Below are 21,919 nucleotides of genomic sequence, written 5' to 3' on the forward strand. Positions count from 1 at the left end.
GGCTCGACGGCCGGCGAGTCGGACATCACCAATGACCGGGGCGGCCGTACGACATTCGCCGATGCGGGCACCACCGCGGGTACGTCGGACATCACCAACGAGCGCGGCGGCCGCACGTCCTTCCGCAGCGGTTCGACAGCCGGCGACTCGACTATCACCAACAAAACAGGTGGCCGCACGACGTTTGCCGGCACGGACACCACCGCGGGCTCGTCGCATATCAGCAACCGAACCGGCGGCAGCACAGCCTTCTACTGGGGCTCGGACGCGGGTTCGTCGCATATCAGCAACGTCGGCAGCGGCAGCACGAGCTTCAACGACAACTCGTCGGCCGACGAGGCCCGGATCAGCAACAGATTCGGCGGCAGCACTGCCTTTAACGACAGGTCGACAGCCGGCGACGCCACCGTCAACAACGCGTTTGGCGGCAGCACGACGTTCAACGGCCGTTCGAATGCCGGCGGGGCAACGATCAACAACGTCCTGGGTGGCAACACGGCGTTCAACGACCGGTCCAATGCCGGTGGCGCGACGATCGACAACGTCCTGGGCGGCAGCACGGCATTCAACGACCACTCGTCGGCGGGCCATGCCGATATCGCCAATAGCCGTGGCGGCAGCACGGCCTTCAGCGGCGGCTCGACAGCTGACGAATCGACCATTTTCAATGGCCGGGGTGGCCGCACGACTTTCGCCGATGCGGGCACCACTGCCGGCACGTCGACGATCGCCAATAAGCGCGGTGGCAGCACTGCGTTCAGCGGCGGTGCGACGGCGGACGGCGCAAGCATCACCAACGATCGCGGCGGCCGTACGACGTTTGCCGATGCCGGCACTACAGCCGGAACATCGACGATCGTCAACGAGCGTGGCGGCCGTACTTCGTTCGGCCGCGGGTCGTCGGCCGGCGAGGCAAGCATCGCCAACAGCCGCGGCGGCAGCACCTACTTCGGCTATCAGTCGTCCGCCGATGGGGCAAGCATCAGCAACAGCCGCGGTGGCCGCACCTACTTCGGCTATCAGGCCTCGGCCGACGGGGCGGCCATCTCCAACAGCCGTGGCGGCACGACCGCCTTCGGCAACGGAGCGACGGCCGGCGGGGCGAGCATTACCAACACCCGCGGCGGCAGCACCACATTTGCCAAGGGCTCGGATGCCGGCTCGGCCACCCTTGCCAACAGCAAGGGCGGCAGCACGCTGTTTGCCGACGGCTCCATGGCAGAGTCCGCCCAGATCACCAACAGTTCGGGCGGTTATACCTCCCTGGCCGGCAACGCCGCTCTCGGGGCATCCACCGTCACCAACAACGCCGGCGGTGCTCTGTTGATAGGCGGCCAGGCCAACGCGGCCGGCGCCACGGTCATCAACAATGCCGGTGGCAGGGTGGACATCAGCCGCACCTCGGCGGGCGCGAGCATCGGTTCGCTGTCGGGCGCCGGTAATGTTTACCTGGGTGGCCAGGCGCTGACCGTAGGCGCGTTGAACCGCAACGAGACGATCAGCGGCGTGATCTCCGACGGTGGTGTCGCGGGCGGTACTGGCGGCAGCCTGGTGAAGGTCGGTACGGGCACCCTGATCCTCGACGGCGTGAATACCTACACCGGCGGCACCGCCATCAATGGCGGCACGCTGGAAGTGGGCGATGCAAGCACACCCTCGGCGAGCATCCTGGGCGATGTGTCGGTCAATTCCGGCGGCACCCTGCGAGGCCACGGCAGCGTCAACGGCAATGTGGACAACAACGGCGGCATGGTGTGGCCGGGCGGATCGATCGGCACCCTGACCGTGAACGGCAACTACACGCAATCGCCCACCGGCACCCTGCAGATCGAAGTCAGCCCAGAGGTGGCTTCGCAGCTGAAGGTGTCGGGCACGGCCACGCTGGCCGGCAACCTGAGCCTGCTGTATGCGCCGGGTACGTACTCCAGCCAGACGTACACGCTGGTCAGTGCGAATACCGTCAACGGCACCTTCTCTACGGTGGCGGGCAATGCTCCGGCGGGCTCGAAGTACGGTGTGTTGTACCTGTCCAGCGCGGCCAACCTGAGCGTGGCTCCCATGGTTGTGGCGCCCACCCAGGCGACCATATACGGAGCGGTGGCTTCGTCGGCCCTGCGTGAATCGCAGCGCGCCAACGATGCACTGCTGGAGCGCCTGGCCGGGCCTTGCGGCGTGGTGGCCAAGGCTGGCGGCAAGGATGCCGGCAGCAGCGCCGGCCAGACTCCCGACATCTGCGCCCGCCAGGGCAACGGTGTCTGGATTCAGGCACAGGGCACCAACACGCAGGTCGACGGCAATCACGATGCGCCGGACGTCACCGATCGCCGCTTCGGCTTCTTGACTGGGTTGGATCACCAGTGGAAGGGCTGGACGGTGGGCGTGGCCGGCGGCTACAGCCATGCCGATGTGCTGGAAAGCGGCAATGGCTCCAAGGGCACGCTGGATACTCTGCGCATCGCGGGCTACGGCGCGAAGAACCTCGGCGCCTTCACCCTGGCCGGAACCTTGGGCTATGCCTACGACTTCGCATCGACCACGCGTTCCTTCGGTGGCTTGGGTAGCGCCAAGGGCAGCGGCAACGGGCAGGAAGTCACGGCCGGCCTGCAAGGCAGCCGTTCCTGGAATCTGGGCTCGGTGGTGCTCACACCTCGAGTGGGGCTGCGCTATGCCCACCTGGACGGCTTCGGCATGGACGAAAGCGGCCCGACGGCGCAGAACCTGCGCGTGTCCAACCAGAGCCTGGAAAGCCTGCAGCCGTATGTGGGCGTCACGCTGGATTACCCGTTCGTGATGCGTAACAGCGATCGTCCGGCTTCCTTGCAGCTGCGTGCGGGCTATGCCTACGAAACCCTGAACACGGGCCGCAACGTCTCGGTGACGGCGGCCGATGGTACGGGCTTCGTGATCCCGGGTACGGTGGACTCTCGTGGCATGCTGACGGCCGGGGTCGGGGCGAAGCTGCCGATCGGCAAGTCGGCCAGCGCCTACCTGAGGTATGACAGCGTGCTGCACATCGACAATGTGAGCGCGCAATCGCTGCAGGCCGGGGTGGAATACCGGTTCTAAGGCGGGCCCACCGCCTCGGCGGTAGGCGATGGCGGGGCCGGCACCTGGAGAGGTGCCGGCCCCGTCTCATTTACAGAGTGGGCGCCGCGGGCTGGGCGCGGTGCCTGCTCGCCGCGGCACAGGAAGTGTCCGCGCAACCCGGCTTTGCCGGACAGGCGGGCGTAGGGCGGGAAACGATATGAATGCAGTGTTACAGCGTTGCGGTATTGCGTTGTTGCGGTATTGCGGTATTGCGGTATTGCGACGTTGCGACGGCGCGGCCGCCGGCGCCATGCCGCTCAGGCGACGATGATGCGCGGCTCTCCCGCGGCCATGTGGCCGATCAGTGTCGCGTGCCCGAAGCCGTCATTGTGGAATATGTCCAGCACTGCGTCCGCGGCGGCGGGGTCGCAGGACACCAGCAGACCGCCCGAGGTCTGCGGATCGGTCAGCAGGGTCTGAGCGATGGCCGGCAGGGCGCCGGATAATTCCACCTCGGCCGAGCACGAGGCCCAGTTGCGCGCCGAGGCGCCGGTGCGGATGCCGGCCTCGGCGAATTCGCGCGCGCCCTGTATCCACGGTAGCGCATCGTAGCGGATGTGCGCCGCCAGCCGGGCGCCGCGGCACAGTTCCAGCGTATGCCCGAGCAGGCCGAAGCCGGTGACGTCGGTCATGGCATGCACGCCCGGCAGGGCGGCCAGGCGCGAGCCGGGCCGGTTCAGCAGCGTCGTGGAGGCGATCATGGCGCGGTAGCCGTCGGCGCCGAGCTGGTTCTTTTTCAGCGCGGCAGACAATATGCCCACTCCCAGCGGCTTGCCCAGGATCAGCGCGTCGCCGGCACGCGCACCGACATTGCGGGCGATGCGCTGCGGATGCACCAGGCCGAGCGCGGCCAAGCCGTAGATGGGCTCGACCGAGTCGATGGAGTGGCCGCCCGCTATCGGTATGCCGGCCTGCGCGCAGACCGAGGCGCCGCCTTCCAGCACGCGCGCGATCACGTCGTGCGGCAGCACGTTGATGGGCATGCCCACCAGCGCCAGGGCCATGATGGGCTTGCCGCCCATGGCATAGACGTCGGACAGCGCGTTGACCGCGGCGATGCGCCCGAAGTCGTAGGGGTCGTCGACGATGGGCATGAAGAAGTCGGTGGTGGCGACGATGGCCTGTTCATCGTTGAGCTTGTAGACGGCGGCGTCGTCGCTGGTGTCCGAGCCCACCAGCAGGTCGGGAAAACCGGCGGCCGGCGACAGGTGCCCGAGCAGCTCGGCCAGCACGCCCGGAGAAATCTTGCAGCCGCAGCCGCCGCCGTGCGAGAGCTCGGTGAGCCTGGGGGCCGCTGCCACCGCCGCCGCCGCTTCCATGGCTGCGGTCGCGCAAGCCGTGGCGCCGCCAGCGGTGGCGTCGATGGTGTCGGTCGCGGCGGAGGAAGCCGCGGTAAAGGAGTCGGTAAAGGAGTTTGTGGCAGTCATGATGTCGTCGCAGTGTTGCGGGTATCCCGTTGCCCTGTACCTGGGCTTCGCAGCGCCGCGGCGTCGAAGCGGCCCAGCAGCGCGCGAGCCTGCTCGAGGCAAGATTCCGGGGCGCTGTTCAGGACGCAGTGCGTGGCGCGATCCAGACCCTGGAAATGCGCGCCGCTGCTGCGGGCGTATGCCGGGTCGTAGTGCAGTTCGATAAGTTCGGTGAACAATTCAACGCGTGCGCCGGCGTTTATCATGTCGTGCCAGCGCTGCACGGTTTTCTTGCCATGCAGCTGGGTATAGCGCGCCAGGGTCTGCTTGAAGCCCTCGGGCTCGTCGAACAGGTGGGCGTAGTCCTGCAGCAGGAAACCGACGCGATCCGCAATGCTGGCGCTGACCGCGATGCAGTCGCCGCGGTGCACGCAGTCCAGCAGCGGCAGCGGTACGCTGATGCGGCCTATGCGTGAACTTTCCGCTTCGACGAAGACCGGGCGCGCCGGATCGAAGCCCGCCAATGCGGCAACCAGATCCGTCTCGAAGCGCTTTTGCGAAGGCTGCGGCTGGCGTGGCAGGGCGCCCAGCAGCGAGCCGCGGTGCGCGGCGAGGCGTTCCAGGTCGAGCGCCTGCGCGCCTTCGGCCGCCAGCGCTTCGAGCAGCCGCGTCTTGCCGGTGCCGGTGTGGCCGGTAAGCACTACGTAGCGAAAGCGCGCCGGCAGCGTCTCGATCCGATCGAGTACCGAGCGCCGGTAAGTCTTGTAGCCGCCGTCCAGCTGGCGCGCCTGCCAGCCTATCATGTTGAACCAGGTCGTCATCGAGCCCGAGCGCTTGCCGCCGCGCCAGCAGTAGATCAGCGGCCGCCATTGGCGCGGCCGGTTGGCGAACAGGGTTTCGAGATGGGCGGCGATATTGCGCGCCACCAGCGCGGCGCCCAGGCGTGTGGCCTCGAAGGGCGAGACCTGGACGTACATGGTGCCCACGGTGACGCGCTCTTCGTTGCTGAGCACCGGCGCATTGATCGCGCCGGGCACATGGTCGTCGGCGTATTCGAGCGGCGTGCGTACATCGATGATCTCGTCGAAGTCGCCGAGGTTTTCCAGCGGGACGATCAGGTTTTTCACTTTGGAGTCGGGTTCGGGGCCAGGGCCTGTCTACACCAAAAGGGATGAGCCTTTTCTTTTGGCGCAAACGAGCCCTAAAGCGGCTTGCGGTACACGACGAAGCCGGACTTGTCGGCCACGCTGTCGTATAGCCGCATGGCCGTCTGGTTGGTTTCGTGCGTCTGCCAGTATACGCGCTGCGAACCGGCCTGCCTGGCGCGTTCGTAGACGGCCTCGATCAATGCCCGGCCCACACCCTGGCCGCGTGCGTCGGCCGCCGTGTACAGATCCTGCAGGTAGCAGATGGGGCCGATCATGGTGGTGCTGCGATGGTACAGGAAGTGAACCAGTCCCAGCAGCCGGCCGTCGCGTTCAGCCACCAGTGCGTGCATGGGCTCGTAGGCGTCGAAGAAGCGCGACCATGTGGTTCGGGTGATGTGCTCGGGCAGCGCGGTCGGGCCGCTGCGCCCGTAAAAGGTGTTGTAGCCGTCCCAGAGCGGCAGCCAGGCGGGAAAGTCGGATTCGGCAAGCGGGCGGATGTGCGCGGGGCTGGGCATGAGTATTTCCTTGGTTGAACGCCGGCCGTGGAGCCGGCGCGCATTTGCGGTGCAAGGCTGGCGCAAGGACGCCGCAAGGCCTCCGGGCTGGGACGGAACGACAGCGGGGCGGTGCGCCTCGCCGCAGCCGGGCTTGCGGGGAGCCGGCTTCAGGCCACCTGGCCCAGCAGCAGGAATTCCATCAGCGCCTTTTGCACGTGCAGGCGGTTCTCGGCCTCGTCCCAGACCACGCTTTGCGGGCCGTCTATGACCTCGCCGGTGACCTCTTCGCCGCGGTGCGCGGGCAGGCAGTGCATGAACAGCGCCGCCGGGTCGGCCACCGCCATCATCTCGGCGTCCACGCACCAGTCGGCGAAGGCGCGGCGACGCTCTTCGTTTTCGGCTTCGTAGCCCATGCTGGTCCAGACGTCGGTCGTGACCAGGTGCGCGCCGCGGCAGGCCTGCATGGGGTCGGCGAATTCGCGCAGCACGGTGTCGGAGGGCTGGCCGATGCGCTTGCGGTCGAGCTGATAGCCTTGCGGGGCCGAGACGTGCAGGCGAAAGCCCAGCATCTCGGCGGCTTGCAGCCAGGTGTAGGCCATGTTGTTGCCGTCGCCGATCCAGGCCACGGTCTTGCCTTCGATCGGGCCGGCGTGTTCTATGTAGGTGAAGATGTCGGCCAGGATCTGGCAGGGGTGGAATTCATTGGTCAGGCCGTTGATCACGGGCACGCGCGAATGGGCCGCGAAGCGTTCGATGCGCGTCTGCTCGAAGGTGCGGATCATGACCAGATCCACCATGCGCGAGATGACTCTTGCGGTGTCTTCGATGGGCTCGGCGCGCCCCAGCTGCGAATCGCCGGTGGTCAGGTGTATGACCGAGCCCCCGAGCTGGTACATGCCGGCCTCGAACGACACGCGGGTGCGGGTGCTGGCCTTTTCGAAGACCATGGCCAGATTGCGGTCGTGCAGCGTATGGTGCGGCTGGTAGCGCTTGAATTTGTCTTTGATGAGGCGGGCGCGATCCAGCACATAGCGTATTTCGTCGCGCGACAGGTCGCGGAATTGCAGGAAGTGCCGCAGCGGGCCGGTTTGCGGTGGAGTGGAAGCCATATCGAGCCTTGATCGAGAAAAACTCGGCCGGCGCTCAATGCAAGAGCGCTTTTGCAAGTGATGATGGGAAAGAGTCAATGATATACATATTCGACGTCTCGCGGGTAGCGGCGCGCTGGAAGCGCTGCGCGGGCAGGGCGGCTTGTAGGCAATCCGAAAGCTCAAATTGGGTACAATTCGGGCGCGGACGTTCATGGCGCAGGGCCTGCCGGTTCCGCAAGCGCCGCAACCCCTGCCGGGGCGGCCTCCATTTGCCCACTGGGGCAGCGCTACTCTGGGTGCCAGCGTCTCTTTGGGTGCGTAAATGGGCTGCAAGGCCCGTTTGTGCTAAACCAGCGCCCTTTTCAGTGTAAACAGACCTTAGTGCAACAGTTCATCATCCACGGCGTCACCCTCGATGGGCAGCGCTTCCGCCCCAGCGACTGGGCCGAGCGCCTGGCGGGGGTGCTCTCGCCATTCCGGCCGGCGGGCAGCGCCGGCGGCCATCTGACTTATTCGCCGTATGCCTTGCCCACGCTTATAGACGGGGTGCGTTGCGTGGTGGTGGATGCGCGCCTGCGCGATCTGGAGCCCCTGGCCTGGAAATTCGCGTACGAATTCGCGCGCGACAACCGGCTGCAGACCACCGAGTCGCCGGGCCCCGCGGCTTGAGCAAACGGCGGCTCGGGCCGGAATAAGCAGCCTGCGGCGTTGGCGGGGATGCACACTGAGGATGTGTGGGGATGGCCGGATGTGCGGGGGATGGCCGCTGCCGGGCCATGCGGCCAGGTGTCCGGACGAGAAGATGCCGGACGAAAAGCTTCCCGATGAGAAGGTTCCAGGCAAAACAAAGGGGCGCCGCGGCGCCCCCAGTGCTGTAGCGGCTGCGAAAAACTTCGCGCCGCTACGACCCGGTCGTGTCGATTAGGCCAGGGCCTTGACGGCCGCGGCCAGGCGGCTCTTGTGGCGAGCGGCCTTGTTCTTGTGGATGATGTTCTTGTCGGCAACGCTGTCGATGACGCTGGTTGCTTTGCGGAAGACTTCGGCAGCGGCGGCCTTGTCGCCGGTGGCGATAGCCTGGCGCACGCGCTTGATCGAGGTGCGCAGCATCGAACGCAGGCTGGAATTGTGTTTGTTGCGCTCTACCGACTGGCGGGCGCGCTTACGAGCTTGGGCGGAATTGGCCATTGTTAAATATAAACCTAGAATTAAACCGGGCAAACGTAAATTGTATAGGGAAAACAGGTACATGTAAATAGCGACCAGCTCAAGGTGGCTTGGCCCCGCCACGCCGGCGGGGCGCCGGTGCCGCGCCGGCGCGGGGCTCCTTCCTGTGCCGCCGGATCCCTAGCTTCCCGCCTTCAGGCCCAGGCGCTTGACGGTGCCCGACCAGCGCTCATATTCGCTGTTTATATAGGCCTGGCACTGCGGCAGCGTCTTGTTCATGACTTCCGCGCCCTGGAAGCGCAGGCTCTTCATTACCTCCGGACTCTTCATGGCGGCCTGCACGGCGTGATCGAGTTTCTGCAGTATTTGCGGGCTGGTTCCCTTGGGCGCCAGCAGCACCTGCCAGGTGCCGGCGTCGTAGCCCTTCAGCCCGGGCACGGCTTCGCCGAGCGTGGGCACGTCGGGCAGAACCTGGGAGCGCTTGGCCGAGGTTACCGCCAGCGCCTTGACCTTGCCGCTGTTGATGAACGGTATGGCACTGTTGAACGAACCGGAATACATGAAGCTGGTGTTGCCCGCGGCCAGGTCGGACAGCGCCGGGCCATTGCCCTTGTAGGGCACGTGCTGGAAAGTCAGGCCCAGCCGGGTGGCGATGTCGGTGCCCACCAGGTGGTCTATGGAGCCGACCCCGGACGAACCCATGAAGTACTTGCCGGGGCTGGCCTTCATGTCCTGGTAGAGCGCCGTCGCGCTTTGGACATTGAGCTTCTTGCCGGCCAGCAATATCAGCGGCACCGCGACCGAGCAGCCGGCCACGTCGAAGGCGGTCTTGGGGTCGAGGTCGTTGCGCCCGAACAGCGCCGGCGCGGTGGTGATGGACGAGGTGCCGTACAGCAGCGTGTAGCCGTCGGGCTTGGCGCGCAGCAGATCCTGTTCGCCCACGGTGCCGCCTGCGCCCGGGCGGTTTTCTATCACGACCGGCACGCCCAGTTCCTGGGACACCTGCTTGAACAGGACTCGGCCTATGGAGTCGGTCGGCCCGCCGGGCGCGAAGCCGATGATCAGGGTAATGGGCTGGGACGGGTAGTTTGCGGCCTGCGCTGCGGGGTAGGCGAGGGCCGCCGCGACCGATGCCGCCGCGATCAATGCGGGTTTGAACATGCTTGTCTCCTAATGGTAGTCAGCCAGTGGCTGGGACTTCGAGCTGCTTGCTTCAATCTTCGGCCGTGTCGTCCGGCCTTGTTTTATTTGTTTATTCGCGCCAGCACGGTGCATGCGCGCCGTTGGGCGCCGGCGGCAGCGACCAGCGCGCGGGGGTGTGGGAAAACTGCGCCACCGGCGGCAATTGCTGCAGCGGGCCGTAGGCTGAAGAGCGTGTTTCCAGCACCGGATCCAGCTCGTCGGCGAAATGGCGCCGAGGCGCGCGCGGATCGTAGTCTGGTTCCAGCCCCAGTTCTTGCACCCACATCGAGGTGCGTGCCAGCGACACACGCACGTGGTAGCTGCCGCCTTCCGTGGCGCGCCGTATCAATGCCATCATGACGCCCGCCGCGCCCAGATAGCCGGTCAGATAATCGTTCAGCAGGTAGGTGGGCACCAGGCGCGGCTTGTCCGCGCCGCCTTCGTTGGTCGCCACGCCGGTCGCCACCTGGCCCAGCTGCTCGAAGCCGCCGCGCGTGCCCCATGGGCCTTCGTCGCCGAATGCGGTAACCGTGACGTACACCAGCCCGGGGCGGATGACGGCCGCTTCCTGCGGCCCCAGGCCGCGGGCTTTCATGCTGCCCGGCCGCCACGACTGCACCACCACGTCGGCGCCGCTGACCAGCTCGCGCGCCCGCGCCTGATCCACCGGCCGGCCCAGGTCGAGGAAGGCCGAGCGCTTGCCGATATTGGTGTCCACCGTCTGGCGGAACGGATCCTGGTTGGTGGGCGAACTGATGCGCAACACCTCGGCTCCGTGCTCGGCCAGCGAGCGTGCCACCACGGGGCCGGCTATCACGTGGCCCAGATCCAGCACGCGTATGCCGTCCAGCGGCCGGGTCGCGCCACTGGGTGGCTGCGGATCGCCGTCGGCGATTTTCGTGACCTCGATGGCCGGCTTGCCCGCCAGCAGCGCCCCTTGCGGGTGCGCGAGCCATTCGTCGGCCGAGCGCGCGTAGACGCCGGGCAGCTTGCGCTGCGCGAAGGCTTCCTCCAGATCGTGGCCATTCCAGCCGGCGATGGAGGCCGCCAGGGCCGGGGCCGTATTGGCGCATTGCAATAAATCGAGGACGCCGTCGCGCAGGTGCGGGTACGAGCCTATCGGAAAGAACCACAGGCCGTCGCGCGTGCGGTAGAAATCGGCTTTCAATTCCGTGAGCAGCGACAGGGCGGGCAGGGCGTAGCCGCTCTGGGTCTGGAAGTGCCCCGGATTCAAGGAACTGGCCGCCTGCATCCAGTCCATGGCTATAGATTGACGCTGGCCGCGCGCCATGTGCCACCATTGTTCGACCCCCAGCGCGTAGGCGCCTACCGCGCTTGCCGCCGCCAGCGTCAGCTTATGCGCCGAGTCGAAGCGGGGCAGCGTGCCATGGAAGCGCAGGCGCCGCGACGCCCCGGTGTCGGCCCAGGGCTGGCCGGCCAGCAGGGCCAGGACGGCGTCACGAGTGTCATCGGCTAGGGTATGTGCTGCCTGCATGGCGGTTTCCTCGGTTTGAACAGCAGCAGTTTAGGTAGCCGGAATCTACACGTCCAACATATAATTCATGTATCTGTAAGACAAGAAAAGTCTATATGTTGAATAGCCGGCTATTGCGCCAGTTCATCGCCGTGGCAGAGGAATTGCACTATGGCCGGGCGGCGCTGCGGGTCGGCATGGCCCAGTCGCCGCTCAGCCAGGCCATCCAGCGGCTCGAAGCCTGCGTCGGCACGCCGCTGTTCCTGCGCAACAAGCGCGCGGTATCGCTGACTCCCGCGGGGCGGGTGTTCCTGGAAGAGGCGTATCAGTGGCTCAAGTTCGAGCAGATCGCCATAGAGCGCGCCCAGCATGCCAGCGGCGGCCAGATCGGCCAGTTGTCGCTCGGGTACATCGGCAGCGCGGGCTACGGCTTCATGCCCGATCTGATCCGGCATTTCCGCCGCAAGTACCCTCAGGTGCGCCTGCGCGTGGTGGAAATGACCACCAAAGACCAGATCGAGCGCCTGCAGGAACGTGCACTGGATCTGGGCATGCTGCGCACGCCGCTACCGCGCGAAGGCGCTATTTTCGAAACGCTGCTGTACCGGCACGACCGCCTGATGGCGGCGCTGCCGGCCAGCCACGCGCTGGCCGGGCGCAAGGCCATTGCGCTGCGGGAACTGGCGCGGGAATCGTTCGTGTCCTTCTCGCGTGAAAAGGTGCCTTCGGCGCACGCACATCTCATTTCGGCCTGTGCCGCGGCGGGCTTCGCGCCCAATATCGAGCAGGAGTGTTCGCAGGTGGGCAGCGTCATGTGCCTGGTGGCGGCGGGGCTGTCGGTGGCGCTGATACCCAGCAATCTGGCATCGCTGATGCACCCCAAGGTCAGGTATTTGCCGATATTGGACGACGGGCCTTACCTGACCCAGGAGGTCTCCATCGCCTGGCGCAAGGATGACGATAACCCCGCGCTGGCAAGCTTCCTGGCCGTGGCGCGCGAGCTGGCCGCGCTGGACGAACCGCCCGGGAACGGGCCGCTCAGGCCCGCGCGCGGCGCCGCGTGAAGTCGCGCGTGCGGAAGCCGCAGGCCAGCAGCACGGCGAAATAGGCGATGCCCGAGGCGGCCAGCACGCCCAGCAGGTACAGCACGCGGCGCCCGGGATGGGCCGCCAGGGCCAGCCAGTCCACGGTGTGATTGGCAGCCAGCAGCACGGCGGCCAGGGCGGCCAGGGCCGGCACCATGCGCAGCAGGAACAGCGTCCAGCCGGCGTGCGGGCGGTAAACGCCGCGGCGGCGCAGGATGACTGCCAGGCACAGCGCATTGACGCTGGCGCCCAGGCCGATCGACAGCGCCAGCCCCGCATGTGCGAATTGCGGCACGAATATCAGGTTGAAGACCTGGGTCAGCACCAGCACTGCGATGGCCACCTTGACCGGTGTGCGGATGTCCTGGCGGGCATAGAAGCCCGGGGCCAGGATCTTCACGGCCAGCAGGCCGATCAGGCCGACGGCATAGGCCATGACGGCCAGCCGCGTCTGCATCACGTCGTGGCCGTTGAATGCGCCGTAGTTGAACAGTGTCGCCACCAGCCCTTCGGACAGCATGGCCATACCCAGCGCTGCGGGCAGGCCCAGCAGCATGACCAGGCGCAGGCCCCAGTCCAGCAGCGCGCTGTAGCCGTCGGCGTCCTGTTTGGCGTGGGCCGCCGACAGGCTGGGCAGCAGCACCGTGCCCAGGGCCACGCCCAGCAGGGCGGTGGGAAATTCCATCAAGCGGTCAGCGAACGACAGCCAGGTGACGCTGCCGGCCGCGAGCCAGGTGGCGATGTTGGTGTTGATGAGCAGCGACACCTGCGCCACCGAGACACCCAGTATGGCGGGCAGCATCTGCCGCAGAATGCGCTTGACCGTGGGGTCGCGCCAGGCGGCGCGCAGCCGCAGCGAGTAGCGCGGCAGCAGCCCCAGCCGCGCCAGCGCCAGCCATTGCACCAGCAGCTGCAGCAGGCCGCCCAGCAGTACGCCGGCCGCCAGCGCGTAGATGGGGGTGTGGAACCACGGCGTCAGGAACAGGCAGGCGCTGATCAGTGCGATGTTCAGCAGCACCGGCGTGATCGCCGGCACGGCGAAACGGCTCCAGGTATTGAGTACGCCCGAGGCGAAGGCCACCAGCGACATGCAGACGATGTAGGGGAACATCATCCGGGTCATGTCCACCGCGGCCTGGAATTCGTGATGGCGCGCCGTGGCGCGCATGCCGCTGGCCATGGCGCTGACCACCCAGGGGGCGGCCGCCATGCCGGCCAGCGTCACCAGCAGCAGCGCCGCGGTCAGCAGCAGCGCCACGCGATCCAGCAGCAGGCGCACCTCGGCATCCGATTTGTGCGTGCGGGCCTGGCCCAGGATGGGCACGAAGGCCTGCGAGAACGCGCCTTCGGCGAACAGCCTGCGCAGCAGGTTGGGGATGCGAAAGGCCACCCAGAAGGCGTCGGTAAGCGGCCCTGCGCCGAAGGTGCTGGCGATCAGCACATCGCGCAGCATGCCCACGACGCGCGACAGCAGCGTCAGGCTGCTGACCGTGGCGGCCGAACGGAACAGGCTCACTGATCTTATTTCGGCGCCATGCGGATCGCGCCGTCCAGGCGGATGGTCTCGCCGTTGAGCATGTCGTTGGTGATGATGCTGTGCACCAGCTTGGCGTAGTCTTCGGGCCGGCCCAGGCGCGAGGGGAAGGGAATGCTGGCGGCCAGCGAGTCCTGCACTTCCTGCGGCATGCCGAAGATCATGGGCGTGCCGAAAATGCCCGGGGCGATGGTGCAGCAGCGTATGCCCAGCTTGGCCAGGTCGCGTGCAATCGGCAGTGTCATGCCGACCACGCCGGCCTTGGACGCCGCGTAGGCGGCCTGGCCGATCTGGCCGTCATAGGCCGCCACCGAGGCGGTGTTGATCAGCACGCCGCGCTCGCCGGTGGGCTCGGGGTCGTTCTCGCTCATGGCGGCGGCGGCCAGGCGCGCCATGTTGAAGGTGCCGATCAGGTTGATGCCGACCACCTTCTGGAACAGCTCCAGCGTATGGGCGCCGTTCTTGCCCACGATGCGCGAGGCCGGGGCGACCCCGGCGCAGTTCACCAGGCCGAACACCGGCCCCAGCGCGCGCGCGGCGGCCACGGCAGCCTGGCCGTCGGCGTCTTGCGTGACGTCGCAGTGCACATAAGTCTGGCCCAGTTCGCCGGCCAGTGCCCGGCCGGCCTCGTCCTGCAGGTCGGCCAGCACCACGCGCGCGCCGTTTTCGGTCAGCATGCGCGCCGTGCCCGCGCCCAGGCCGGAGGCGGCGCCGGTGACGATGAATACTTTGTTCTGGATTTCCATGGGGTGATCCTTTCAGCTTTGCAGTGCCTGGAAGATGCGGTCGCGGATTTCTTCCACGCTGCCCAGCCCGGATATCTGGCGGAAGCGCGGCGCGCCGGGCGCCCCGGAATCGGCCCACTGCGAGTAATAGTCGACCAGCGGCCGGGTCTGGTCGCGGTACACGGCCAGGCGGTGGCGCACGGTTTCCTCGCGGTCGTCGTCGCGCTGCACCAGCGGCTCGCCGGTAATGTCGTCGATGCCGGGCGTCTTGGGCGGGTTGAAGTGAACATGGTAGCTGCGTCCGCTGGCCGGGTGCACGCGGCGTCCGCTCATGCGTTCGATGATGTTTTCTTCGGGCACCACCATTTCGACGACATAGTCCAGCGAAATCTTGGCGTCTTTCAGTGCGTCGGCTTGCGGCAGCGTGCGCGGGAAGCCGTCGAACAGGTAGCCCGGCTTGCAGTCGGATTGCTCGAGCCGGTCGCGCACCAGGCCGATGATCAGGTCGTCGGATACCAGGGCGCCCGTGTCCATGACCTTCTTGGCCTCGATGCCCAGCGGAGTCTGGGCCTTGACGGCGGCGCGCAGCATGTCACCCGTGGAAATTTGCGGAATACCGAATTTCTTGGTGATGTACGCAGCCTGGGTGCCTTTGCCGGCGCCCGGCGGGCCAAGCAGTATCAGTCGCATGAAATTTTCTCCTGGAGTTTTTCGAGTTTTTTGTCGATGTTGCGGTTTTCTTATCGATTATGCCGCAATGCAGCAATTCCTGCTCAGCCGCCGATTTCCCGCCGGCCTGCGTGGATCCCGGCAAGGTTTATAACCGATTTCCGTATGCCTCGCGCACCCGCGCCAGGTCGGCCTGCGTGTCCACGCCCGCGGCCGGATGGTATTCGGTGCGCAGCACGGCGATGGCGTGGCCATTTTCCAGGGCGCGCAATTGTTCCAGCGATTCGTAGCGTTCCAGTGGGCCCACGGGCAAGGTGGGAAAGAGCGCCAGGAAGCCGGCGCGGTAGGCATAGAGTCCGATGTGGTGCAGTGCCGGCAGGCCGTTGGCCAGTTTGCGCCGCCCGTCGGCCAGGGCGTCGCGGGCCCACGGTATGGGGGCGCGCGAGAAATACAGTGCGCGGCCGCGCTGGTCGCATACGACCTTCACGGCGTTGGGGTCGAACAAGGTGTCCGCATGGCCGATGGCGCTGGCGCAGGTGGCGATCGCGGCCTGGGTATCGTGCGCCAGCAACTGCGCCACCGCGTCGATCTGGCGCGGATCTATGAGCGGTTCGTCGCCCTGGACGTTGACCACCACGGTGTCTGCGGTCAGCTGCAGCCGCGCCGCCACTTCGGCCAGGCGGTCGGTGCCGGTGGGGTGGTCGGCGCGGGTCAGCAGCGCTTCGAAACCGTGGGCCTGCACCGCCGCCTGGATTTCGGCGGTATCGGTGGCGACGATGACGCGTGCGGCGCCGGAACGTGCCGCCTGTTCAGCCGTGCGCACCACCATGGGCTTGCCGGCGATGTCCAGCAGCGGCTTGCCGGGCAGGCGCGTCGAAGCCCAGCGGGCAGGCACTATGGCGATGAAGCTCACTGCGCTTCGGCCTGATTTTCGGCGTCGTTCAGGTCGCGCGCCTCGTTTTCGAGCATTACCGGTATGCCGTCGCGCACCGGAAAGGCCAGCCGGTCGGCCGAGCACAGCAGTTCCTGGCGTTCGCGGTCGTAGCGCAGGCGGCCTTTGCACAAAGGACACACCAGAATTTCGAGCAGGCGGGATTCCATGCCGGGCTTCGTAAACCTATAGAAGAAAATGCGGGAACATGCGATTCGGGCATAGGCGGGAATGCCTGCCCGGCGCGCATGGAATGCGGCCCGGACAGCAGCAAGGCGGCCCGGCTACGCACAACGAATGTATAAGTGTAAATCGCGGGCCGCGCTTTTGAAACCGGCTGTCGACAGGACACTTCTACTTGGGAGAAAACCGGACACTTCTATTTGGGAGAAAAGGGGGTGCGGACACTTCTACTTAGCGTTGACACCGGCTGTCGACGCGGCCCGGCGCCACGCTTGCGGGTTGCCGGAGGATTCTGGGCGGGAACTACCGCGCCGCCGCCCCAGGCGCCGCCGCCTTCTGCGCCGCCAGCGCCGTCAGCCGGGCATGCAGTTCGTCGAACCAGCCAGGCGGCGTGAAGCGCGTCGCGGCCTCGACCACCCACACCCGGTCGTCGGCCCAGGCGCCGCATTTCACCGCATCCTTGGCTGTGATCAGCACCACATCGGTATCGAAGTATCCGAAGGGCGATCGGGTGTATTGCGCGTGATCGGGCATGGCGCGGGTCTGCGCCAGGCTTAGTCCGTGGGCCTGCAGCATGCCGAAGAAGCGCCGCGGCTGCCCGATGCCGGCCAGGGCACCGGCACGCGCGCTGCGGTATTCCTGCCGCCACGCGCCCCAGTCCAGCTCGCGGCCCGAGGCCAAGTGGAGCATGCGGCCCGGTGCCAGGCGCATGACGACCTGGCGCGCCGGCGTGGCGGGGCCGGCCGGCGTGGCTTCGCCCGTGGCCAGATTGGTGACGATATAGTCGACTTCGGCCAGGCGCGAGGCCGGTTCGCGCAAGGGGCCCGCCGGCAGCAGCCGGCTGTTGCCCAGGCCGCGCGCGTCCTGCACCACGATTTCCACGTCGCGCGCCAGGGCCAGATGCTGCAGGCCGTCGTCGGCAATGATCAGGTCGACTTCCGGGTGGCGCGCCTGCAGGGCCTGCAGGGCGAGCGCGCGGCGCGGGTGCACGGCCACCGGCACGCGGCCGGCCGCGGCGATCAGCGCCGGTTCGTCGCCGTAGCGTTCGGCCTGCAGCCGCCCCAGGCCGACCAGCGGCTCATCTTGCGCGCGGCCGCCGTAGCCGCGGCTGACCACCCCCGGGTGCCAGCCGCGCGCGCGCAAGGCGTCGATCAGGGCCAGCACCACTGGTGTCTTGCCAGTGCCTCCCACATACAGATTGCCCACGATGATGACGGGGTGGGGCGAGCCCGTGGCGGATTCGGGATTGCGGCGGTAGCGGCGCCGCTTGGCGGCCACGACGCGGCCCGTGATCCAGGCCAAGGGCAGCAGCAGGGTGCTGGCCGGGCCCTTGCTGCGCCAGACGGCATGCGCCGCGCGGGCCAGGGCGGCGGCCGGCTTCAAGGTGCGTCCCGGGTCGCGAAATCGACCCGGCCTATGTGGGCCAGCCGCGCTGCCTGCATGACGCGCACCACCGATGCATGGGTGCTTTGCGCGTCGGCATTGATGACCAGCACCGGATCTTTCCTGCCGCCGGCGGCCTCGGCCAGCGCCGCGGCGATGGCGGCCGTGTCCGGGTTCTGCAGCCAGCGGCCGTCCAGCGCGTACTGCCCGTCGCGGCTGACGGCGATATTGATGGCCTTGGGATCCACGGCATCGGCCTGGGCCTGGGGCAGCTCGATGCCGAGCTGCTTGATGCGTGTGAATGAGGTGGTCGCCGCCAGGAAAATCAGTATGACCAGCAGCACGTCGATCAGCGGTATCAGATTGATCTCGGGCTCGTCGCCGCTGTTCGGCGGGCGGAAATTCATGCCCCGGCCCCCGGCCCGCGCTGCTGCCGCGTACCCAGCAGGCGGCTCAGGGCGCTGGCCTCGCGTTCCATGCGGTGCACGTAGTAGTCGACCCGCGAGCGGAAATAGCGGTGGAAGATCAGGGCCGGCACGGCAATGATGATGCCGAAGCCCGTGTTGTACAGCGCCATGGATATGCCGCGCGCCAGCATTGCCGGGTCGCCTCCGGCCGGGTCGTAGGCGCCGAAGATCTCTATCATGCCCACTACCGTGCCGAACAGCCCCAGCAGCGGCGCGACCACGGATATGGTGGCCAGGGCAGGTATATACCTGTAGAGCCGGTAGGCCACGTCCTTGCCGGCGTCTTCGGCGGCGCGGGTGCGCTGCGATTCGCCGTCGTCGCGATGCAGCAGCACTTCGGCCAGCACCCGGCCCAGGGGCGAATTGTCGGCCAGGCGCGTCAGCGCCTCGGGCGTATCGCCGTTCTGGCGGATCATTTCCATGACCTGCGAGGCGAGCTGCGGAGGAATGACGAGGTTCTGGCGCAGGGACAGCAGGCGCTCGATGATCAGGGCCAGGCCCAGCACGGAGGTGGCCACCAGCAGCCATATCGGCCAGCCTGCTTCGCGTACGATTTCCAGCAAAATGTCTCCTGTGGCCGATAGCCTGCAGTGGGTGATGGGCTTGCTATTTTAAGGGCAAGCTGTCGTATGGTTTAAGGGCAAGCCGTCGCATGGTTTAAAGGCAAGCCGCGCCATGGCTTACGGGCAAGCTGTGGCGTGGCGGCTTGCGGCCCGCCGGCCTGCCTCGGCCAGGTGCAGAGCCAGGTGCAGCCGGCTGGCGCCGGCGCCGATTTGGGACAGGGCCGGCATGGCGCGAAGCCGGCCGGGGCAAGTGCCCCGCGCTGCGTGCGTTTGGGGCTGTAACAAGCCCGTAATGCCCATGATACTTGCATGGCCGAGGGCAAAACGGCATGAACGCTTACTCTCCGGCGGGTATCCACAAAAACTGTGGATAATTCTGTGCAGAACTTGCGCAATAGGCGCAATTACGTAGGCCTGGAGGTCGATTGGGTAATTTTGAGTCAAATTGGTTTGCTAATATTTAATAATATAAATCAAATGCTTATAGAAAATATTTAAAGCATATGCTGACTATCAGGGCGAATTTAATTGATATTTCAGGAGTTTGACAGTAGCCCGCCGTCTGTGGACAGCATGCCGCTGTTTCCGGCCCGGGCCTGGCTTGCCGAGGCTGCACCGGCCGCGCAATTTCGCGGGATAATCGCTACTGGAGCCATGGCTTGCGCTGGCCGGCCTTAATGTGAAAGAAGCCTCTTTCATCCTCGGGGGTGGCCGCAACTGCCGTCCTCGTTAGGGCCTGCCCGTGCCAAAAGGCGAGCCGCATGGCCACAAAGACAGCCCGTGTATCGGGGCGCAGAGCGTAGCCGTGGCAGTGCCACGGCGAGCATCGGCGGCGCGGGATGCCGTCACGGGATTCCATCACTATTCGGATCTAATCTATATCTATATAGCTGCACTTAAACATACTCTATGTATCAAGGTAAAAAAGGCGATCGGTCGAGCAACACATTCCCGGGCAACTCTTTGCCCGACGGCGATGTTTCGGGCAACGCTTTGCTGGGCGACACCTCGCCGGGCAACGCTTTGCCGGGCAACATCTTGCCGGGCACCTCGCTGCCGGGCAACGAACTGCCGGGCGGGCAACTGCCGTCCGGCAGCGAGGTGCTGTCGGTCTCGGAACTGAACCGCCGGGTGGGCCGGCTGCTCGAGGCCCAGGTACCGACACTATGGGTACGCGGGGAGGTCTCCAATTTCACCCAGGCTGCCTCGGGCCACTGGTATTTCACTATCAAGGACGAACGCGCGGCGGTGCGTGCCGTGATGTTCCGCGGCCGCGCCCAGGCCGTGGGCTTCGTACCGCGTGTCGGAGAGCGCTTCGAGTTTCGGGCCGCAGTCACGCTGTACGAGGCGCGTGGCGAGTACCAGCTGCAGGTCGAGGCGCTGCGCCGGGCGGGGCAGGGCAACCTGCACGAAGCCTTCATGGCCCTGAAAGAAAAGCTCGCCGCCGAGGGGCTGTTCGATCCGGCCCGCAAGCGGCCCTGCACGCCCATGCCTGTGCAGGTGGGCATCGTTACCTCGCTGGCCGCCGCGGCGCTGCACGATGTGCTCACGACGATGCGGCGCCGCGCCCCGCATGTGCGCGTCATTGTCTATCCGGCTCCGGTGCAGGGTGCCGATGCCGCGGGCCGTCTTTGCCAGGCGTTGACGCAGGCGTACGAACGTGCCGAAGTAGATACATTGTTGCTGGTGCGCGGCGGCGGCAGCATCGAGGATCTCTGGAGCTTCAATGACGAAGCGCTGGCGCGCATGATCGCCGCCAGCCCCATGCCGCTCATCAGCGGCGTGGGCCATGAAACCGACTTCACGATCGCCGACTTCGCCGCCGATCTGCGCGCGCCTACGCCCACCGCGGCGGCCGAACTGTGCTGCCGCGCCCGTAGCGAATGCCTGCGCAGCATAGAGGCCGCCCTTACGGCCTTGCAGAACCAGCAGCGGCGCCTGCTGGAACGCGCCGCGCTGCGCCTGGATCGTGCCGTGGCCATGCTGGTGCCGCCGGCGCAGCGCCTGGCGCGCCAGCGGGACGTGCTGCGCGGCCTGTGCGACAGGCTGGCACGCGCCGGTACAGGCGGGGCAGAACGGCGCCGCGCCAGACTGGAAGCGCTGACGGCGCGCCTGGTTCAGGCCACGCCCGACCCGGCGCGCGCACGGCTCGATCTGCTGCGCCACCAGCAGCAGCTTGTGCGCGCCGCCGAGCGTGCGCTGGCCTTGCGGCGCGCGCGCCTGGACGCCGCGGCGCAGATGCTCGAGGCGCTCAATCCGCGCAAGATACTCGGACGCGGCTATGCGCTGGTGCGCGACGCCAGCGGGGCTCTGGTGTGCGATGCGCGCGCTTTGCAGCCCGGTGATCGCCTGGCGCTGGAGCTTGCGCAGGGCGGCGCGGAAGTGTCGGTGCTGCAGGCCCACGGTCTGTTGTAAGCGCCGCGGCGAGGGGCTTATATACTTATGTCGAGGGTTATCACAATTAATTCTCGCGTTCCCGATACAATGGGCAGATACGGGCTTGCAACACAAGCAAGGATGGCGTCGCCATGCCTAGGCGTACTATTTGCACTGTTTGTGGCTGCACGCCTCGTTCTTGCGACGTGGTTGCCGCTGCGGCTGCGGGCCCGTACAGGCTGATCGAATTTCGCTGATTGCTTTTTTAAGAAGGAAACTGCACATCATGGCTCATACTCTTCCCCCTCTTCCTTATGCTCTGGACGCCCTGGCTCCGAACATTTCGAAAGAAACGCTGGAATTCCACTACGGCAAGCATCACCAGTCCTACGTCACCAACCTGAATGCCCAGATCCAGGGCACCGAATTCGAATCGGCCTCGCTCGTAGACATCATCAAGAAGGCGTCCGGCGGCGTGTTCAACAATGCCGCCCAGGTCTGGAACCACACCTTCTACTGGAACAGCCTGTCGCCCAACGGCGGCGGCGAGCCCAGCGGCAAGCTGGCCGACGCCATCAATGCCAAGTGGGGCAGCGTGGCTGCCTTCAAAGAAGCCTTCAGCAAATCCGCCGCGGGCAACTTCGGTTCGGGCTGGACCTGGCTGGTCAAGAAGCCCGACGGCTCGCTCGACATTGTCAATACCAGCAATGCCGCCACGCCCATCACCACCGCCGACGTGCCGCTGCTGACCTGTGACGTCTGGGAACACGCCTACTACATCGACTACCGCAACGCGCGTCCCAAGTACCTGGAAAACTTCTGGAACCTGGTGAACTGGAAGTTCGCCGCCGAAAACCTCGGCTGATTTCCCGGTTTCTAATGCTTGGACACGAACCCTCGCTCATGCGAGGGTTCGTCCTTTTTAGCGGGTATGATCACAGTTGCCGAGCCGCT

Annotated in this window: 20 protein-coding genes; 5 read left to right on the plus strand and 15 right to left on the minus strand. The window is 66.4% G+C overall.

The window, feature by feature from the left end; all coding sequences use genetic code 11:
• A partial coding sequence (locus CEY11_RS24450; protein WP_088606055.1) for an autotransporter outer membrane beta-barrel domain-containing protein occupies window positions 1–3,066 on the plus strand: 3,066 nt, incomplete at its 5' end.
• Between the two features lie 278 nt (window positions 3,067–3,344).
• Here the strand turns inward: CEY11_RS24450 and selD are convergent.
• The 4 genes from selD to argF form a co-directional block, all read right to left on the minus strand.
• Window positions 3,345–4,406, minus strand: coding sequence for a selenide, water dikinase SelD (gene selD, locus CEY11_RS24455; protein ID WP_088606099.1), 1,062 nt, complete (start codon window positions 4,404–4,406; stop codon window positions 3,345–3,347).
• A 104-nt stretch (window positions 4,407–4,510) separates the two neighbouring features.
• Window positions 4,511–5,620, minus strand: coding sequence for a tRNA 2-selenouridine(34) synthase MnmH (mnmH, locus tag CEY11_RS24460; protein WP_088606056.1), 1,110 nt, complete (start codon window positions 5,618–5,620; stop codon window positions 4,511–4,513).
• Window positions 5,621–5,694: 74 nt separating this feature from the next.
• Entirely contained in the window at window positions 5,695–6,156 is a 462-nt protein-coding gene (locus tag CEY11_RS24465; protein ID WP_088606057.1) for a GNAT family N-acetyltransferase, read from the minus strand.
• 149 nt (window positions 6,157–6,305) lie between these two features.
• A complete protein-coding gene (argF, locus tag CEY11_RS24470; protein WP_088606058.1) occupies window positions 6,306–7,247 on the minus strand; it encodes an ornithine carbamoyltransferase in 942 nt (313 codons plus the stop codon).
• A 324-nt stretch (window positions 7,248–7,571) separates the two neighbouring features.
• On the opposite strand from argF, the gene CEY11_RS24475 reads away from it, so the two are divergent.
• Window positions 7,572–7,898, plus strand: coding sequence for a DUF3579 domain-containing protein (locus tag CEY11_RS24475; protein ID WP_088606059.1), 327 nt, complete (start codon window positions 7,572–7,574; stop codon window positions 7,896–7,898).
• A 252-nt stretch (window positions 7,899–8,150) separates the two neighbouring features.
• On the opposite strand, the gene rpsT is transcribed toward CEY11_RS24475, so the two are convergent.
• From rpsT to CEY11_RS24490, 3 genes are all read right to left on the minus strand, one after another.
• A complete protein-coding gene (gene rpsT / locus CEY11_RS24480; RefSeq protein WP_088606060.1) occupies window positions 8,151–8,414 on the minus strand; it encodes a 30S ribosomal protein S20 in 264 nt (87 codons plus the stop codon).
• A 159-nt stretch (window positions 8,415–8,573) separates the two neighbouring features.
• Entirely contained in the window at window positions 8,574–9,554 is a 981-nt protein-coding gene (locus tag CEY11_RS24485) for a Bug family tripartite tricarboxylate transporter substrate binding protein (RefSeq protein WP_088606061.1), read from the minus strand.
• Window positions 9,555–9,645: 91 nt separating this feature from the next.
• Complete coding sequence (locus CEY11_RS24490) at window positions 9,646–11,070, minus strand: CoA transferase (RefSeq protein ID WP_088606062.1); 1,425 nt, start codon at window positions 11,068–11,070, stop codon at window positions 9,646–9,648.
• 95 nt (window positions 11,071–11,165) lie between these two features.
• Here CEY11_RS24490 and CEY11_RS24495 point away from each other — a divergent pair, with 95 nt between their 5' ends.
• On the plus strand, window positions 11,166–12,113 hold the full coding sequence (locus CEY11_RS24495; protein ID WP_088606063.1) for a LysR family transcriptional regulator: 948 nt from the start codon (window positions 11,166–11,168) through the stop codon (window positions 12,111–12,113).
• On the opposite strand, the gene murJ is transcribed toward CEY11_RS24495, so the two are convergent.
• The 8 genes from murJ to CEY11_RS24535 form a co-directional block, all read right to left on the minus strand.
• Window positions 12,088–13,650, minus strand: coding sequence for a murein biosynthesis integral membrane protein MurJ (murJ, locus tag CEY11_RS24500; RefSeq protein ID WP_088606064.1), 1,563 nt, complete (start codon window positions 13,648–13,650; stop codon window positions 12,088–12,090). The two genes, CEY11_RS24495 and murJ, sit on opposite strands and share 26 nt — an antisense overlap.
• A gap of 5 nt (window positions 13,651–13,655) precedes the next feature.
• On the minus strand, window positions 13,656–14,414 hold the full coding sequence (locus tag CEY11_RS24505) for a 3-hydroxyacyl-CoA dehydrogenase (RefSeq protein ID WP_088606065.1): 759 nt from the start codon (window positions 14,412–14,414) through the stop codon (window positions 13,656–13,658).
• A gap of 12 nt (window positions 14,415–14,426) precedes the next feature.
• Window positions 14,427–15,083 carry an adenylate kinase gene (adk, locus tag CEY11_RS24510; RefSeq protein WP_088606066.1) on the minus strand — a complete coding sequence of 219 codons (657 nt, stop codon included), beginning with the start codon at window positions 15,081–15,083 and terminating at the stop codon, window positions 14,427–14,429.
• Between the two features lie 127 nt (window positions 15,084–15,210).
• The gene (gene kdsB, locus CEY11_RS24515; RefSeq protein WP_088606067.1) at window positions 15,211–15,975 is read right to left on the minus strand and encodes a 3-deoxy-manno-octulosonate cytidylyltransferase; all 765 of its coding nucleotides are present in this window, start codon (window positions 15,973–15,975) and stop codon (window positions 15,211–15,213) included.
• A complete protein-coding gene (locus tag CEY11_RS24520; RefSeq protein ID WP_088606068.1) occupies window positions 15,972–16,163 on the minus strand; it encodes a Trm112 family protein in 192 nt (63 codons plus the stop codon). The genes kdsB and CEY11_RS24520 overlap by 4 nt, the downstream gene beginning before the upstream one ends.
• 316 nt (window positions 16,164–16,479) lie before the next feature.
• On the minus strand, window positions 16,480–17,559 hold the full coding sequence (gene lpxK, locus CEY11_RS24525) for a tetraacyldisaccharide 4'-kinase (RefSeq protein ID WP_088606069.1): 1,080 nt from the start codon (window positions 17,557–17,559) through the stop codon (window positions 16,480–16,482).
• Window positions 17,556–17,966 carry an ExbD/TolR family protein gene (locus CEY11_RS24530; protein WP_088606070.1) on the minus strand — a complete coding sequence of 137 codons (411 nt, stop codon included), beginning with the start codon at window positions 17,964–17,966 and terminating at the stop codon, window positions 17,556–17,558. Before CEY11_RS24530 ends, lpxK begins: the two co-directional genes overlap by 4 nt.
• A complete protein-coding gene (locus CEY11_RS24535) occupies window positions 17,963–18,589 on the minus strand; it encodes a MotA/TolQ/ExbB proton channel family protein (protein ID WP_088606071.1) in 627 nt (208 codons plus the stop codon). The genes CEY11_RS24530 and CEY11_RS24535 overlap by 4 nt, the downstream gene beginning before the upstream one ends.
• 909 nt (window positions 18,590–19,498) lie before the next feature.
• Between CEY11_RS24535 and xseA the strand changes: the two genes are divergently transcribed.
• Window positions 19,499–21,004, plus strand: a complete 1,506-nt coding sequence (gene xseA, locus CEY11_RS24540) for an exodeoxyribonuclease VII large subunit (RefSeq protein ID WP_088606072.1) — start codon at window positions 19,499–19,501, stop codon at window positions 21,002–21,004.
• Between the two features lie 247 nt (window positions 21,005–21,251).
• Window positions 21,252–21,830 carry a superoxide dismutase [Fe] gene (gene sodB / locus CEY11_RS24545; protein WP_088606073.1) on the plus strand — a complete coding sequence of 193 codons (579 nt, stop codon included), beginning with the start codon at window positions 21,252–21,254 and terminating at the stop codon, window positions 21,828–21,830.
• Window positions 21,831–21,919 lie beyond the last annotated feature (89 nt).

This window comes from Candidimonas nitroreducens, from assembly GCF_002209565.1.
Classification (GTDB): Bacteria; Pseudomonadota; Gammaproteobacteria; order Burkholderiales; family Burkholderiaceae_B; genus Candidimonas; species Candidimonas nitroreducens.

What these genes read in the sequence shown, in the direction of transcription:
- selD (WP_088606099.1), bottom strand. Translation starts at nt 4,406, where the DNA reads ATGGAAGCGGCGGCGGCGGTGGCAGCGGCCCCCAGGCTCACCGAGCTC.
- CEY11_RS24465 (WP_088606057.1), bottom strand. Translation starts at nt 6,156, where the DNA reads ATGCCCAGCCCCGCGCACATCCGCCCGCTTGCCGAATCCGACTTTCCC.
- argF (WP_088606058.1), bottom strand. Translation starts at nt 7,247, where the DNA reads ATGGCTTCCACTCCACCGCAAACCGGCCCGCTGCGGCACTTCCTGCAA.
- rpsT (WP_088606060.1), bottom strand. Translation starts at nt 8,414, where the DNA reads ATGGCCAATTCCGCCCAAGCTCGTAAGCGCGCCCGCCAGTCGGTAGAG.
- CEY11_RS24485 (WP_088606061.1), bottom strand. Translation starts at nt 9,554, where the DNA reads ATGTTCAAACCCGCATTGATCGCGGCGGCATCGGTCGCGGCGGCCCTC.
- CEY11_RS24490 (WP_088606062.1), bottom strand. Translation starts at nt 11,070, where the DNA reads ATGCAGGCAGCACATACCCTAGCCGATGACACTCGTGACGCCGTCCTG.
- CEY11_RS24495 (WP_088606063.1), top strand. Translation starts at nt 11,166, where the DNA reads ATGTTGAATAGCCGGCTATTGCGCCAGTTCATCGCCGTGGCAGAGGAA.
- CEY11_RS24505 (WP_088606065.1), bottom strand. Translation starts at nt 14,414, where the DNA reads ATGGAAATCCAGAACAAAGTATTCATCGTCACCGGCGCCGCCTCCGGC.
- adk (WP_088606066.1), bottom strand. Translation starts at nt 15,083, where the DNA reads ATGCGACTGATACTGCTTGGCCCGCCGGGCGCCGGCAAAGGCACCCAG.
- CEY11_RS24520 (WP_088606068.1), bottom strand. Translation starts at nt 16,163, where the DNA reads ATGGAATCCCGCCTGCTCGAAATTCTGGTGTGTCCTTTGTGCAAAGGC.
- CEY11_RS24530 (WP_088606070.1), bottom strand. Translation starts at nt 17,966, where the DNA reads ATGAATTTCCGCCCGCCGAACAGCGGCGACGAGCCCGAGATCAATCTG.
- xseA (WP_088606072.1), top strand. Translation starts at nt 19,499, where the DNA reads ATGTATCAAGGTAAAAAAGGCGATCGGTCGAGCAACACATTCCCGGGC.
- sodB (WP_088606073.1), top strand. Translation starts at nt 21,252, where the DNA reads ATGGCTCATACTCTTCCCCCTCTTCCTTATGCTCTGGACGCCCTGGCT.